General features: G+C 66.9%; 10 protein-coding genes. 2 read left to right on the top strand and 8 right to left on the bottom strand.

The genetic code is table 11. The annotated features are described in order from the left end of the window. Positions 1-65: 65 nt before the first annotated feature. Positions 66-1,505 (bottom strand): phospholipase, encoded by a 1,440-nt coding sequence (locus CIW53_RS12810; protein ID WP_149365121.1) that lies wholly within the window; start codon positions 1,503-1,505, stop codon positions 66-68. Between the two features lie 130 nt (positions 1,506-1,635). Between CIW53_RS12810 and CIW53_RS12805 the strand changes: the two genes are divergently transcribed. Next, positions 1,636-2,394 (top strand): YdcF family protein, encoded by a 759-nt coding sequence (locus CIW53_RS12805; RefSeq protein ID WP_149365120.1) that lies wholly within the window; start codon positions 1,636-1,638, stop codon positions 2,392-2,394. 113 nt (positions 2,395-2,507) lie between these two features. On the opposite strand, the gene CIW53_RS12800 is transcribed toward CIW53_RS12805, so the two are convergent. From CIW53_RS12800 to CIW53_RS12775, 6 genes are all read right to left on the bottom strand, one after another. Continuing rightward, the gene (locus CIW53_RS12800; protein WP_149365119.1) at positions 2,508-3,938 is read right to left on the bottom strand and encodes an aldehyde dehydrogenase family protein; all 1,431 of its coding nucleotides are present in this window, start codon (positions 3,936-3,938) and stop codon (positions 2,508-2,510) included. A gap of 13 nt (positions 3,939-3,951) precedes the next feature. Beyond that, positions 3,952-5,595 (bottom strand): acetolactate synthase large subunit, encoded by a 1,644-nt coding sequence (locus CIW53_RS12795; RefSeq protein ID WP_149365118.1) that lies wholly within the window; start codon positions 5,593-5,595, stop codon positions 3,952-3,954. A gap of 61 nt (positions 5,596-5,656) precedes the next feature. After that, positions 5,657-7,006 carry an exodeoxyribonuclease VII large subunit gene (gene xseA, locus CIW53_RS12790; protein WP_149365117.1) on the bottom strand — a complete coding sequence of 450 codons (1,350 nt, stop codon included), beginning with the start codon at positions 7,004-7,006 and terminating at the stop codon, positions 5,657-5,659. 97 nt (positions 7,007-7,103) lie between these two features. Then, positions 7,104-8,561, bottom strand: a complete 1,458-nt coding sequence (locus tag CIW53_RS12785; RefSeq protein WP_149365116.1) for a phospholipase D-like domain-containing protein — start codon at positions 8,559-8,561, stop codon at positions 7,104-7,106. Continuing rightward, on the bottom strand, positions 8,546-9,619 hold the full coding sequence (locus CIW53_RS12780; RefSeq protein WP_197736658.1) for a hypothetical protein: 1,074 nt from the start codon (positions 9,617-9,619) through the stop codon (positions 8,546-8,548). Before CIW53_RS12780 ends, CIW53_RS12785 begins: the two co-directional genes overlap by 16 nt. Before the next feature lie 117 nt (positions 9,620-9,736). Further along, positions 9,737-11,746: a catalase gene (locus CIW53_RS12775; protein WP_242451915.1), complete on the bottom strand. Its 2,010-nt coding sequence runs from the start codon at positions 11,744-11,746 to the stop codon at positions 9,737-9,739. A 122-nt stretch (positions 11,747-11,868) separates the two neighbouring features. Here CIW53_RS12775 and CIW53_RS12770 point away from each other — a divergent pair, with 122 nt between their 5' ends. Beyond that, the gene (locus tag CIW53_RS12770; protein ID WP_149365114.1) at positions 11,869-12,477 is read left to right on the top strand and encodes a hypothetical protein; all 609 of its coding nucleotides are present in this window, start codon (positions 11,869-11,871) and stop codon (positions 12,475-12,477) included. Here CIW53_RS12770 and gcvP read toward each other — a convergent pair. Further along, positions 12,408-15,275: an aminomethyl-transferring glycine dehydrogenase gene (gene gcvP, locus CIW53_RS12765; protein ID WP_149365113.1), complete on the bottom strand. Its 2,868-nt coding sequence runs from the start codon at positions 15,273-15,275 to the stop codon at positions 12,408-12,410. The two genes, CIW53_RS12770 and gcvP, sit on opposite strands and share 70 nt — an antisense overlap. Between the last annotated feature and the right edge of the window lie 4 nt (positions 15,276-15,279).

Raw genomic sequence — 15,279 nt, 5'->3', positions numbered from 1 at the left:
CGGATGCACGCTCCAATACGCTTAGCAGAGCCACCCGCTGCCTGCAAACAGGGAGTTTTCGGTGCCTATTCGATCACCGGACCCGGGACTGGCTCGCTGAAGTCCTCTGGCGTCAACCGCTGGGTCAGCCGGAACACGCCTTCGTGGATCTTGCGCGGCAGTACCACGTCGAGGACGGTGGTCTGGTGCGGACCGAGCATGCTGAAAAGGTCGTCGCGCGCAACGCTTTTTGCCAGTGCGTGGTGCACCAGGCCGCTGAGGTCGAGCGGCTGCACGCTGGCGCCGTAGGGACGATGGCTGGCGACGGCAGGGCGCAGCGTCTTGCGGCTGTTGCGTGGATCGGCAACGCGGTCGTCGCCGGCCAGCAGGCTGTGGTCGAGGAACAGCGAAATGGTGGTGCGGTTGTGCGAGTTGGCCTGGCGGTCGAGCATGAAGCCGGCCGGCAGGAGGTCCGGGCTGGCCTGGATACCGGCGGTGAGCAGGAAGCCGGCGCCGGTCAGCGGTTCGCCGGCTTCGTCGGTGAGGCGCACGATCAGCTGGCTGCGCGGGTCGTGGATGTGCACGCGCGGTGCGAACGGGCCGGCCGGTTCCAGTTCCACCTTGTCCGCGTCGCGCGCGGCGTTTTCGCGCTCGAACGCATCGCAGAGTGCGGCGTAATCGTCGGCGCTGCGGATCAGCAGGCAGCGCAGGATCGCCTGCACGGTGGCGGGCGCGGCGCTGGCCATGATGCCGTGGGCCTCGCCGGAGTGTGCCGCGCCGGCGATCAGCTTGAATGCACAGCGCGGGCCCCGGCTGAGGGTGAGCGCCAGCGCATCGACGCCGCCGGACGCATCGGCTTGCGGCGACAGCACGGCATGCTGGCCATTGAGATTGGCCGCCGCGATGCGCACCACGCCGTCGGACCCGTCTTCGCCGGTGTAGCTGTTGAGGTGGTCGTACAGCGACCGGTCCGGGCGGTCGCCGATCAGCACGAACTGGAACTGCCCTCGTTTGAGCGGATCGTCGCTGTGGATGTAGTCGAGGTTGAGCGACAGCGATTCGGCGCTGCCCAGTTCCAGCCAGTCGAGAATGCGCTGGCCCGGATCGACGCCGGCGAACCACGACTTGAGCCGGCCCAGCATGCCCTTGCCGAGTTGCGCCAGCGCCGAGCCGTAATTCGCCGGGGCCAGCATCACCAGGTGGCTGAGCTTGATCGTGCTGTGCGTGGCGGGCTTGTCGCGTTGCGCGCGCAGCCATTCACGCACCACCGGGCCGCCGGTCGAGTGGGTGATGCAGGCGAAGCTGGCATCGCGCAGATGCAGGTCGCGCAAGGCATGATCGAACGCGCGCACCAGATCGGGCATGGTGACCGCATCGTCGAAGCTGACGTATTCGGACAGCCAGATATCGGCGAGTGTGAGCGACAGGCCGGCCGCGGCCGCTTGCTGCTGCAGTTGCTCCGGCAGCTGACCATAAGTGGACGTGCTGGTGACGCTCCAGCCGTGGACGAAGACGAGAGTGGTCATGGCCCGCTCCTGCTGCGATGGCCAAGCCTAACCAAAGTCGCGCAGCGGAACAGCATGTATTTTCCATCGGCGCGGGCCGCACCGGCATAATCGCGCTTCATTCCTGCTGCCCTGAAAGTCGACGGCGTCCATGACCCAGACTGTGCTGCTCATCCTGGTCCTGCTGGCGATCGCGTTGGCGTCGTTGCAATGGCATCGCTGCAGCCGCGCGTTGCTGGCGCTGACAGTGATCGTGGGGCTGGCGATCGGCTGCGGCCCGGTGCCGATCGGTTTGCTGATCCGACTGCAATCCGGTGGCACCGCGGACGCGCCGGTTGACTGGGGCCAGCGCAATGCGATCGTGCTGCTCGGCGCAGGTACGGTACGGACGGCTGGCGGACAGGTGGAGCCGAAGCTTTCCGCGTATGGGCGCATCAGCAAGGCGGTGATGCTCTATCGCGCCTGTCGGCAAGTTGGCCGGCTCTGCAAGGTCGAGGTGAGCGGCGGCGATGCGCAGCGGTTGGGCAAGTCCGAAGCTGCAGTCTATTCGGATGATCTGCGGCAGCTCGGCGTCGACCCGGCCGACCTGCTGCTCGAGTCGCGCAGCATGAACACTTGGCAGAACGCGCAATTCAGCGGTCCGCTGCTGCGTGCATGGGGCGCCGACCGCGTGCTGCTGGTTACGTCAGGCTTTCATCTGCGCCGGAGCATGCTGTATTTCACTCACTTCGGGATTCAGCCGACACCGGTGCGCGCGGATTACCTGGACGGCGAGATGTCATGGCTGCCGCTGTCGCGCAACTTCAGCATGACCGACGTGGCGCTGCACGAATACGCGGGCATCGCGCGGTACTACTGGTACAACGCGATGGGCTGGAACGTGCAGGCGACCAAGCCCGGCGCGTTGTAGAAGGCGATGCTTTGCTGTGCTGTGGGAGCGACTTCAGTCGCGATGCTCTTGGCTTCAAGATCGGAAAGCATCGCGACTGAAGTCGCTCCCACAGAAGGAAGGCAATCCTGGCGTCACGATTCGCGCATCACCATCAGCCGGATCTCGCTCATGTCCTCGATCGCGTAGCGCACGCCTTCGCGGCCCAAGCCCGACAGCTTGATGCCGCCGTAGGGCATGTTGTCCACGCGGAAGCTGGGGATGTCGTTGACTACCACGCCACCTTGTTCAAGTTCGTTCCATGCGCGCATCGCGTGGGCGAGGCTGTCGGTGAAGATGCCGGCCTGCAGGCCGTAATCGGAGTCGTTGACCATTGCGATCGCGTCGTCGAACTTCCCGAACGGGGCGAGCAGGGCGAACGGACCGAAGGCTTCCATGGTGTTGGCTTTGGCGTCGGCCGGTACGCCTTCCATCAGAGTGGCGTCGAGCATGTTGCCGCTGCGCTTGCCGCCGCAGAGGATCCTGCCGCCAGCCTTTTTCGCTTCGAGGATCCAGCCATGCAGACGCTCGGCGGCGGCCTCGTCGATCATCGGGCCGAGGAACACGTTCTTGTCCTTCGGATCGCCGGCCTTGAGCTGCTTCGTGGCGGCGACCAGCTTGCGCTTCAGCGTGTCGTAGACGTCGGCATGGGCATAGATGCGCTGCACGCCGATGCAGCTCTGGCCGGACTGGTAGAACGCGCCGAAGATCAGCCGCTCGACCACCTTGTCCAGCTTCGGGCCCTGGTCGGCGTCGACGATGCACGCGGCATTGCCGCCCAATTCCAGTGTCACCTTCTTGTGCCCTGCGCGCGCCTTCAGGTCCCAGCCGATCTGGCCACCAGTGAAGGAGAGCAGCTTGAAGCGCGGATCCTCGACCAGCGGGGATGCATGCGCACCGTCCAGGGTGAGGATCGAGAACGCGCCCTTCGGCAAGTCGGTCTCGGCCAGCACCTCGCCGATGATCAGTGCGCCGATCGGGGTCTTCTCCGACGGCTTCAGCACGAACGGGCAGCCGGCCGCGATCGCCGGCGCTACCTTGTGCGCCACCAGGTTCAGCGGGAAGTTGAACGGCGTGATGAACGACACCGGCCCCAGCGGCACGCGTTTCGTGTAGCCATGATAGCCGTCCAGACGGCTGGCCAGTTCCAGGTTGATCGTCTCGCCGTTGATGCGCACGGCCTCCTCGGCGGCGATGCGGAAGGTCTCGATCAGCCGGGTCACCTCGCCGGCGGCATCCTTGATCGGCTTGCCGGCCTCGATGCACAGCGCCTCGGCGAGCTCGTCGCGGCGTTCGGCGAAGCGCTGCGCGCAATGCTGCAGCACCGCCTGGCGCGCCCACGGCTTGTATTCCCGCATCGGCTTGGCGGCCTTCACCGCGGCGGCGATCGCCTTCTCGGTGACCCTGGCATCCGGCACGGCGACGCGGGTGGCTAGCTTGCCGCTGAACTTGTCGCGCACGTCGAGCATGTCCTTCGACGTCTGCGGCTGGTTGGCGAGGTAGTAGGGATAGGTTTTCTTGAGCATGGAGGTCTCCCGGTCAGACGGCAGCGCTCAGTGCGCGGATCTGCTCGTCGAGGATGCGGTGATTGTCGGAGTAATCGATGGCCAGGTCGATAAGGTGCACGCCGCCTTCGGCATAGGCGCGCTGCAAGGTCGGCAGGAACTCGTCTGCGCTGGCCGGTCGGTGGCCGTGCGCCCCGTGTGCTTCGGCGAACAGCACGAAATCCGGGTTGCCGAACTGCATGCCGTAGTCGGCGTAGCCCATCTCGGCCTGCTTCCAGCGGATCATGCCGTAGGCGTCGTCGCGCAGCAGCAGGATCACCAGGTCGAGCTTCAGCCGCACGGCGGTTTCCAGCTCCTGCGCATTCATCATGAAGCCGCCGTCGCCGCAGATCGCCAGCACCTTGCGTCCGGGATACACCATCTTCGCCGCCATCGCCGAGGGCAGGCCGGCACCCATGGTGGCCAGCGCGTTGTCCAGCAGCACGGAGTTCGGCTGGCGCGCACGGTAGTAGCGGGCGTACCACAGCTTGTACATGCCGTTGTCCAGGCACAGCACGCCGTCGTCGGGCATGAAGCGGCGGGTGTCGGCGACGATGCGCACGGGATGCATCGGGAAGCGCGGGTCGTCGGCGTGTTCCTCCAGCTGCGCGTGGAACGCGGCGCGCACCTTGTCGAAATAGCCGAAGTCCCAGTGCGTCTGCGGGTCCAGCGCATCGGTGAGCCGCTCGACCGTATGGGCGATGTCGCCGACCACCTCGATCTGCGGGAAGTACACGGTGTCCACCTCGGCCGAGGCGAAATTGATGTGGATCACCGTGCGTCTTCCCTTCTGCATGAAGAACGGCGGCTTCTCCACCACATCGTGGCCGACGTTGACGATCACGTCGGCGGCATCGATCGCGCGATGCACGAAGTCGCCATCGGACAGGGCGGCATTGCCAAGCCACAGCGGGTGATCCTCGTCGACCACGCCCTTGCCCATCTGGGTGGTGAAGAACGGCAGGCCGAGCTTGTCGATGAAGGCGCGCAGGGCGACGGCCGTGCGCTGGCGGTTCGCGGCGGCACCGATCATCAGGATCGGCTTGCGTGCATTGCTGATCGCTTCGGCCGCCTGAACCAGCGCGGCATCGTCCGGCGACGGTCGCCGCGCGTATCCGGTGGGCAGCAGGATCGCGTCCTCGACTTCGTCGCGGGCGATGTCCTCGGGCAGTTCCAGATGCACCGCGCCGGGACGCTCCTCCTCGGCGCGACGGAACGCCTCGCGCACCCGCGCCGGGATCGTCGGCGCCGAAACCAGTTGGCGCGTGTACTTGGTCAACGGCTGCATCATGTCGACCACGTCGACCAGTTGGAACAGACCCTGCTTGTGCGTGCGGATCGGTTTCTGGCCGGTGATCATCAGCATCGGCATGGCGCCGAGCTGGGCATAGGCCGCCGCGGTGACCAGGTTGGTAGCGCCGGGCCCGAGCGTGGCCAGCGCCACGCCGGCCTCGCCGGTCAGCCGGCCCCAGGTCGCGGCCATGAAACCGGCGGCCTGCTCATGGCGGGTCACGATCAAGCGGATCGAGGAATCGCGCAGCGCTTCGACCAGATCGAGGTTTTCTTCGCCGGGTACGCCGAAGATGCTGTGCACGCCCTCCGCCTCAAGGGCCTTCACGAACAACGCTGCTGCCTTCATGCCACGGCTCCGAGTTAAAAGCGTGCAGGATGCGAGCCGCGGCGTTCAGTTTCCGTGTAGGTCAGCCCCTGTCGACTCGCAACGGCAATTCGCCATCGGCAAGACGTGCGCGCAAGGGCGTGCCCACCGCGACGCCCTGCGCCGAGCGCAGCACCTGGCCGTCCGCATCGAACAGGATCGCGTAGCCGCGCTCCAGCGTGGCCAACGGGCTGACCGCGTGCAATGCATGGCCGGCATGGCGCAGTGTTGTCTGCCTGCGTTCGAGGAGGTGGGTGATCGCGCGGCGCAGACGTTGATCCTGTTCGACCAGCCGGCGCGCGAGCAACGACAGGTGCGCGCGCGGATGCTGCGCCAGCAATCGTCCATGCAGCCGCTCCAGCCGCGTGTGGCGCAGTTGGCTTTGTTCGCGCAGCACGGCGGTGAGGCGGTGTTGCAAATGCTCCAGCCGCTCGCGATCGCGTTGCAGCCGCGCCTGCGGCCGCTGCGCCTGCAGGCGTGCCAGCAGGTGGTCGACGCGTTGCGCATTCGCCTGCAGGCGGCGTTGCTCCAAGGTAGCCAGGCGCTGCTGCAGTTGTCGCAGGTGGTGGCCGACCGCCACCGCATCGGGCACCAGCAATTCGGCGGCAGCCGAGGGTGTGGGTGCGCGCAGGTCGGCGACGAAGTCGGCGATGCTGAAGTCGATCTCGTGGCCGACGGCGGAAACCACCGGCACCGCGCTGGCATGGACGGCCCGCGCCACGGCTTCGTCGTTGAACGCCCACAAGTCTTCCAGAGAACCGCCGCCGCGGGTCAGCAGGAGCACGTCGTAGCGCGTGCTGGCCGAAGCCTTGCGCAGCATCGCCACGATCGCCGGTGGCGCCTCGCGACCTTGCACCGGCACCGGCAATATCTCGACATCGGCCAGCGGCCAGCGTCGGGCCAGCACGCTCAAGACATCGCGCACGGCGGCGCCGGTGGCCGAGGTGATCACGCCGATGCGCCGCGCGTAAGCGGGCAGGGCGCGCTTGCGCGCTGGATCGAACAGGCCTTCGGCATCGAGCCTCGCCTTGAGCTGCTCGAACTCACGTTGCAGCGCGCCTTCGCCGGCCGGCTCCATGTATTCGGCGACCAACTGGAATTCGCCGCGCGGTTCGTACAGGCCGACCTTGGCACGCAATAAAACCTGCATGCCGTCGACCGGGCGAAAACGCAGCGCGGATGCCTTCATCTTGAACATCGCGCAGCGCACCTGGGCGCCGCTGTCCTTCAACGTGAAATACAGGTGACCGGAGGCGGGCTTGGCCACATTCGAAAGTTCACCCTCGATCCACACCTGCGGCAGCGCGTCGCCCAGCAGGTCGCGCACCAGCCGGTTGAGCGAGCTGGGAGTGAGGACGTGGCGTGGCGTGGCGTTGTCGGACGGCGCTGGCATAAGGGCGTGAGCCTAGCATGCACGCAGTATCAAGTTGTGAGAAAACATCCGCTTGACGCAGGAAACGCATGAAAGACATCAAGAGAAGAACCCGGCCTCAATCGTCGTCGACGTCGCGCAGTTTGCGCCAGCGGCGTTTGCGGTCACGCCAGCTGCGGATACCCAGGTTCAGCGCGAACCAGGCGGCAATGACGCCGAACGGCCAGCCGATCCATGCCGGCCATGCGAAGGCGATCACGGCCAGCGCGGCGAGCGCGATGGTGCCGATCAGCAGCGGCCCGCTGGAGGTGTCGCCGAGCACGCGGCGATTGGTCAGCGCGGCGCCGACGCTGTTGGCGATGCGCAACGCGCCGGCGGCAGCGCGACCGGAACTGCCGCCGGCATGACGCACCCGCGGCGGCCGCGATTCGCTGCTGCGCACGTGTTCGCCGCTGCCCCGGCGTCGACGGCGGGCAAGCACGATTTCGGTGGCGTTGCCGAGGTCGCGTTCGTATTGCTCGGCCAACTGGCCGGCGAAGCCGGCATCCTCGACGGCCACGTCGAGTTCGCGGTTGCTCAGCCAACTGGCGATGTTGAGGTTGGACGAACCGACCCGCGCCCATTGCCCGTCGGCTACCGCGGTCTTGGCATGCAGCATCGAACCGTTCCATTCGAACACGCGAATGCCGGCCTTCAGCAACGGTCGATAACCCGAGCGCGACATGCCGGCCACCACGGGGATGTCGCTGCTGCCCGGCACCAGCAGGCGCACGTCGACGTCGTCGCGCGCGGCCGCCACCAGCGCCTGGACGTAGGGGGCGAGACCGACGAAATAGGCATCGGTAAGCCACAGGGTCTTGCGTGCCGTCGAGGCAATCAATTGGTCGAGCCGATACATGCCGGCGGTGGCCGGCTGGGTGGCGATCAGCCGCAGCGAGACATGGCCGGGGGGAGTGGCCGGTGCCGGAATGGGCGCGAATTCCCGCAGCGAGGCCCCGATCTCACCCCAGCTTTGCGCGAATGCGGTCTCCAGCTCCGCCACCGCCGGACCGCGCAGCGCCACGCCGGTGTCGCGCCACGGCGGTACGTCGCGAGCCGGGTCGCCGAGCCATTTTGCGCTGATGCACACGCCGGACAGGAAGCCGTGCACGCCATCGACCACCAGCAGTTTGCGATGGTCGCGGCTGATCCAGCCGAACGGCTCGCCGAGCTGCGGCGGGTTGAATACGCGCACTTCGCCGCCGGCTGCGCGCAACGGCGCCCAGAACGACCCGCGCGACTGACCGAAGCAACCGATCCAGTCGACCACGACCGCGACGAAAACGCCCGATTGCGCCCGTTCCACCAGCGCATCGCGAAACGCCCGGCCGACCTCGTCGTCGCGGATGATGTAGTTCTCCAGCAGCACGCGCTGCCGAGCGCCGCGGATCGCCGTCAGCCAGGCGTCGTAGTGGGCGGCCGCATCGATCAGCAGTTCGACCGCGTTGCCGTTGAGCAGCGGTGCGCCGGCGGCACGGCTGAGCGCCTGTTCCGCCAGCAGGCGACTGGGCGTGGAGGGAATCAATGGCTTGGGCATGTGCCTGAGTGTAGGTCATCACCCGAGACCTGCTTCATCAGCTCGACACTGCGCGGTGCGGCCAGTCCACCGTAGCGGGTGTCGATGTCCTGCAGCAGCTTGCAGGCGGCACCGTGGTTGCCGTTTTCCAACCGTGCCTGCGCTTTCCGCAACTGGTCGCGCAAGGACGCGTCGATGCGGGCACGGCATGCCGCGAGCTGTTTCGAGGCGGCCGGCACGGGTTGCTCCAGCGCAGACAACGCCTGGGACCATGTCGCCTGCCCCGGCGGCTCGTGTCCGCTGCGGGGTGCATTGATGCTGGTCATTCCAGCGACGCACCAGTGCTGCATCGCTTCGCGGCTGCGGCTGTCCATTGCCTGGTGGAGGTCGTCGCGCTGGCCGGTCAGGTACACCAGTCGGGTGCCCTGCTGGAATCGGCGGAACAAAGATGCCGGCGGCAGCGGCAGCTGTGCGGTGCCGATCGGGTCGCTGCCTGCGATCAGCAGGGCGCCGCGAAAAAGATCGGGATAGCCCAAGGCAAGACGCAGGGCGACCCGCGCGCCGCCGGAGAAGCCGCCGACGTAGACGCGCTGCGGATCAATCGGGTAGCGCTGGCTGAGGTTGTAGGCGGCGAGCAGGGCGAGTGGTTCGCGCCGGTCGAGCACATCGGCGTCGTTGCCCGCATGGGCAGGGCTGACGAAGATCATGCCGTGGCGATCCAGCGCCGGGATCCATGCCGCGGGCACGCGTGCGTCGTCCCAAGGCGGCACGAATACCAGTAATGCGTAGCCGTGCGCAGGTGCCTGCGCGGGCACGTGGACGACGAACTTTTCCTGGCTGAGGTCGACGGATTGCTGGCGCACGGCGTGACCGGGCCATGTCGCTTCGAGGGTCACGCGGCCGGCGTTCAGCGGGCTCAGCAAGCGACGGATCATTTCCGTGCTGCGTGACAGCGGCGAGTATCGGGCGAATACCGCGTCGTGCTGCGTGCCGGCCGCAGATGCGCCGGGCACGTCGCGGGCGCCTGCGAGCAACGGCAGCAGGAAGGCAACGGCAGGGAGAAGGCGACGCGCGATCATGCGCGGACGGTAACACTGCACGGCCAGCCGTTCGAACGTTGCGGTCGTGCCGGCAAGTGATTCCGGACCGACCTGTCCGTCCGACAGGGAAAGCGCAGACGCTGTTGCGCCAGCGCTTCAGGCCAGCGTGCGCAGCTTCGGTTCGCGCGCCCACTGGCGCGTCTTCGCCGCCTTGATGAAGGCCGCCGTGTCGCCGGCATCGACGACACCGGCATCCTTGCCGACGCCACCGGCCTTCAACACGGCTTGTGCGCCGGCGTCGGCGGCGATCGCCTTGAGGTGGCCGAAGGCGTCACGCACGAAGTCGACGGCGGCGGCTTCCTTCGCCAGCAGCTTGCCGGCGTCGGCGGACAGCACCAAAGCGACGGCGTCGAATACCAGCGACGGCGTGCCGGCGAGTTGACCGTCCGCCGGCTGCAGCTTGCCGTCGCCGAGTTTCGCGCCGCCGACCTTCAGCGCGACGATCTTGACTGTGGCGCCGGCGGATTCGGCCGCCTTGCGCAGCGCCTTGATGGTGGCGGCGTCGGAGCCGTCGTGGATCAGGATGCCGACGGCGCGGCCTTTGAGCGTGTCTTTCATCTTGCCGATGATCTGCAGGGCGGGCGACACTGGCTGGTCTTTCGCCGGCACGGCTTTGGGCTGCGCCGGCGGGAAGCTCGGCAGGGCAAGGCCGTTGGCGACGCGATGGGCGAGATCCTCGTCGACGTTGCGCAGGTGGCCGACCATCGCTTCACGCACGTGCAGCGTTTCCACCTTCGACAGTTCGAACACGAAGGCGGAGGCGATATGCGCCTGTTCGGGTTTGCTCTGGCTGAGGTAGAACTGGCGTGCCTGGCTGTAGTGGTCGGCGAAGCTCTCCGCACGGATGCGGCCTTTGGCACCGTCGCCGGCCGGCTCGGCAAAGCTGGGAAAGCCGGCGGGTGTGGCGCGGGCCGAGGCGGGATCGAGCGAACTCGGCTCGTAGTTCACGCGGCCCTTGGGTACCTGCATCTGCATGTGGCCGTCGCGCTGCTGGTTCGCGAAGGGACATTTCGGCGCGTTGATCGGCAGCTGGTGGAAGTTGGGTCCACCGAGGCGGATCAGCTGCGTGTCGAGGTAGGAGAACAGTCGGCCCTGCAGCAGCGGATCGTTGCTGAAGTCGATGCCCGGCACGATATTGGCGGGGCAGTAGGCAGCCTGTTCGGTCTCGGCGAAGAAGTTGTCGGGCCAGCGGTCCAGCACCATGCGGCCGATCACGGTCAGCGGTACCAGTTCCTCGGGAATGATCTTGGTGGCGTCGAGATGGTCGAACGGGAAACTGTCGGCCTGTGCCTGGGTGAACAACTGCACGGCCAGGTCCCACTCCGGGAAGTTGCCGGCCTGGATCGCTTCGAACAGGTCGCGGCGGTGGAAGTCGGGATCGGCGCCAGCCACTTTCACCGCTTCGTCCCACACATGCGACTGCAGGCCGAGCTTTGGCCGCCAGTGGAACTTCACGAAGGTGCTGTCGCCGCTCTCGTTGATCAGGCGGAAGCTGTGGATGCCGAAGCCCTCGATCATGCGCAACGAGCGGGGAATCGCGCGGTCGCTCATCGCCCACATGATCACGTGCATCGCTTCGGGCGTCAGCGAGATGAAATCCCAGAACGTGTCGTGCGCGCTGGCGGCCTGTGGAAAGCCGCGATCGGGTTCCATTTTCACCGCGTGCACCAGGTCCGGGAATTTCATCGCATCCTGGATGAAGAACACCGGGATGTTGTTGCCGACCAGGTCCCAATTGCCCTCCCTGGTGTAGAACTTCACAGCGAAGCCGCGGATGTCCCGCGGCGTGTCGATCGAGCCCGCTCCGCCGGCCACGGTGGAGATACGCGTGAACAGCGGCGTTTTCACCCCGACCTCGGTGAGGATTTTCGCGGTGGTGTATTTCTTCAACGATTTGGTCAGTTCGAAATAGCCATGCGCCGCCGAACCACGCGCATGCACGATGCGCTCGGGGATGCGCTCGTGGTCGAAGTGGGTGATTTTTTCGCGAAGGACGAAATCCTCCAGCAGGGTCGGCCCGCGCGGGCTGGCGCGCAGCGAGTTCTGGTTGTCCGCAACCGGGATGCCCTGGTTGGTGGTCAGCGGCGGGTGCGAGCCGCCGGCCATCTGCTGCAGTTCGTCGCCATGGCCACGGGAGTCACGTGGGTTGCCGGGCGTGCTGTTTTTGGCGGCGGGGGAAGATTTGCCGACTGTCCTGGACTTGGCCATGGTGTGCTCCGGATACGGGGATGGTGCAAGGCGCCAGTGGACATCCTTGCGCCAGCGGCGTGAACGCGACGTCGCCCGTCTTCCGCGTCGGATTGCTGACCCGTCGTGTTCCACAGGGCGCGGCTGAGCGGCCGGGATGGGCATGGTCGGTGAAGTCGCAGGCGTGTGCGATGGCTGCGGCGGTGAGTGATGTGGTTCGGTGCAGTTCAATGCCGCATGCGTTCGGGCCTGCAGCAAGGCCTCCGCCACATCGCGTTCGCAGTCCCGCCGGGAACGCGATCATCCGCTTCGACGGCCCTGATCCGCGCGAGTTGTCGCTCGCCGACGCACGTCAGCCGCTGCGCATCACGCCGGCCGGTACGCCGATGGAGTTGACCGTCCGCCGTGGCAAGGCAACGCCCACGGCAAAGCTGGCTTTGCGCGATCTCATTCCCGCGCATGCACCGCCGCTGGAACGCTGTGCCGGGCTTCCGTCTTGTTGCCGGTGGCGCCAAAGCCACAAGAAAAAGGCCTCGCATGACGAGGCCTTTTCGGTGGCAGGTGGCGACAGGCGGAAGGTTTACGCTTCGGCCGTCTCCTTGTACGCATCCACCGGGATGCACGCGCACATGATGTTCTTGTCGCCGTAGACGTTGTCGACGCGGGCGACCGGCGGCCAGTACTTCTGCAGCTTCAGGCTGGCCAGCGGGAAGGCGGCCAGTTCGCGCGGGTAGGCGTGGGTCCACTCGCTGGCGCTGACCATGGTGGCGGTGTGCGGGGCGTTCTTCAGCGGGTTGTCCTCGCGGTCCAGCTTGCCTTCCTCGATCGCGCGGATCTCGTCGCGGATCTGGATCATCGCGTCGATGAAGCGGTCCAGTTCGTGGCGCGATTCGCTCTCGGTCGGTTCCACCATCAAGGTGCCGGATACCGGGAAGCTCAGCGTCGGCGCGTGGAAGCCGAAGTCAATCAGCCGCTTCGCCACGTCCTCGGCGCCGATGCCGGTAGCGTCCTTGAGCGGGCGCAGGTCGAGGATGCACTCGTGCGCGACCAGCCCGTTGCGACCGGTGTAGAGGGTCGGGTAGTGCGCTTCGAGCCGTTTGGCAATGTAGTTGGCGTTGAGCAGGGCGACCTGGGTTGCCTTGCGCAAGCCCTGCTGGCCCATCATCGTGATGTACATCCAGCTGATCGGCAGGATGCTGGCGCTGCCGAAGCTGGCCGCCGAGACCATGCCGACCGGGCTTTGTTCGCCAAGCCTGCGTGGCAGGAACGGTTCAAGGTGCGACTTCACCGCGCACGGGCCGACGCCCGGGCCGCCGCCGCCGTGCGGGATGCAGAAGGTCTTGTGCAGGTTCAGGTGCGACACGTCCGAGCCCCACTGGCCGGGCTTGGCCACGCCGACCAGCGCGTTCATGTTGGCGCCGTCGGTGTACACCTGGCCGCCGTGCGCGTGCACGATCTCGCAGATCGCCACGATGTCTTCCTCGAACACGCCGTGCGTGGACGGGTAGGTGATCATCAGCGCGGCGAGACGATCCGAATATTTCTCGGCGGCGCGACGGATGTCCTCGACGTCGACGTTGCCGTTGGCGTCGCACTTGGTCACCACCACCGTCATGCCGCACAGGTGCGCGGAGGCCGGGTTGGTGCCGTGGGCGGATTCGGGAATCAGGCAGATGTCGCGATGCGCTTCGCCGCGCGAGCGGTGGTAGGCGCGGATCGCCAGCAGGCCGGCGTACTCGCCCTGCGCGCCGGAGTTCGGCTGCAGGCTCACCGCGTCGTAGCCGGTGCATTCGACCAGCATGGCTTCCAGGCCGTCGATCAGTTCCTTGTAGCCTTGCGCCTGCGTGGCCGGGGCCAGCGGATGGATGTTGGCGAATTCCGGCCAGGTGACCGGGATCATCTCGGCGGTGGCGTTGAGCTTCATGGTGCAGCTGCCCAGCGGGATCATCGTGCGATCCATCGCCAGATCCTTGTCGGCCAGCGCGCGCATATAGCGCAGCAGTTCGTGCTCGCTGTGGTGCGTGTTGAACACCGGGTGGGTGAGGAAGTCGCTCTTGCGCAGCAGCGTGCGTGGCAGCGCGTCGTGGACTTCGGCATCGAGCGCGTCGATGTCGATCGCGGCACCGAACAAGCCCGCCAGTGCGACGACGTCGGTGCGGGTGGTGGTCTCGTCAAGGCTGATGCCGAGGCTGCTGGCGTCCAGCTCGCGCAGGTTGATGCCGGCAGCGCGGGCCTTGGCATGGACAACGGCGGCGTCGATGCCGGTGATGTGCAGCGTATCGAAGAAGTCGCCGCCCACCTTCACGTCGGCCCGACGCAGCGCGACGGTCAGGATCGCGGCCAGGCGATGCGTGCGGCGCGCAATGCGGGTGAGCCCGGCGGGGCCATGGTAGACCGCGTACATGCTGGCCATCACCGCCAGCAGCACCTGCGCGGTGCAGATGTTGGAGGTGGCCTTCTCGCGGCGGATGTGCTGCTCGCGCGTCTGCAGGGTGAGGCGGTAGGCGGCCTTGCCTTCGGTGTCGATCGACACGCCAATCAGGCGGCCCGGCATCGAGCGCTTGTACGCGTCGCGGCAGGCCATGAAGGCGGCGTGCGGGCCGCCGAAGCCGAACGGCACGCCGAAGCGCTGCGAGTTGCCCACCACGATGTCCGCGCCCCATTCGCCGGGTGCGGCGATCAGGGTCAGCGCGAGCAGGTCGGTGGCGACCGCGACCACACCGCCACGCGCGTGCACGGCATCGGCGATCGCCTGGTAATCGTTGATGCTGCCGAAGGTGTCCGGGTACTGCAGCAGCACGCCGAATGACTCGGTGCCGGCCGCATCGCTGTCCGCGCCGACCACCAGTTCGATGCCCAACGGCTCGGCGCGCGTGCGCACCACTTCCAGCGTCTGCGGATGCACGCCGCTGGACACGAAGAACACGTTGGACTTCGACTTGCACGAGCGCTTGGCCAGGGTCATCGCTTCGGCCGCGGCAGTGGCTTCGTCGAGCAGCGAGGCGTTGGCGATCTCCATCCCGGTGAGGTCGGCGCACATCGTCTGGAAGTTGATCAACGCCTCCATGCGGCCCTGCGAGATCTCCGCCTGGTACGGCGTGTACGCGGTGTACCAGGCCGGGTTCTCCAGGATGTTGCGCAGGACGACGTTCGGCGTGAGGGTGCCGTAGTAGCCCTGGCCGATGAAGCTGCGGAACACGTCGTTCCGGTCGGCGATGGCGCGGATCTTGGCCAGCGCCTCTTCTTCGGTGATCGCCCTGGGCAAGGCCAGTGGCGCGGCGGACTTGATCGCGCCAGGGACGATGGCGTCGGTCATCGATTCGAGCGAATCGTGGCCGATCACGCGCAGCATCTGCGCGATCTCGGCGTCGTCCGGGCCGATGTGGCGTTCGATGAAGGCGCCGTGGTGTTCGAGGTCGCGCAGGGAGGTCGGGGTGTTCGGGGTCATGACT

Origin of the sequence: Rhodanobacter sp. T12-5 (genome assembly GCF_008329435.1) — a bacterium.
In the GTDB taxonomy this organism is placed as follows: Bacteria; Pseudomonadota; Gammaproteobacteria; order Xanthomonadales; family Rhodanobacteraceae; genus Rhodanobacter.
Note: the sequence above shows the minus strand (reverse complement) of the source record. Positions and strands in the feature narration are given on the sequence as shown.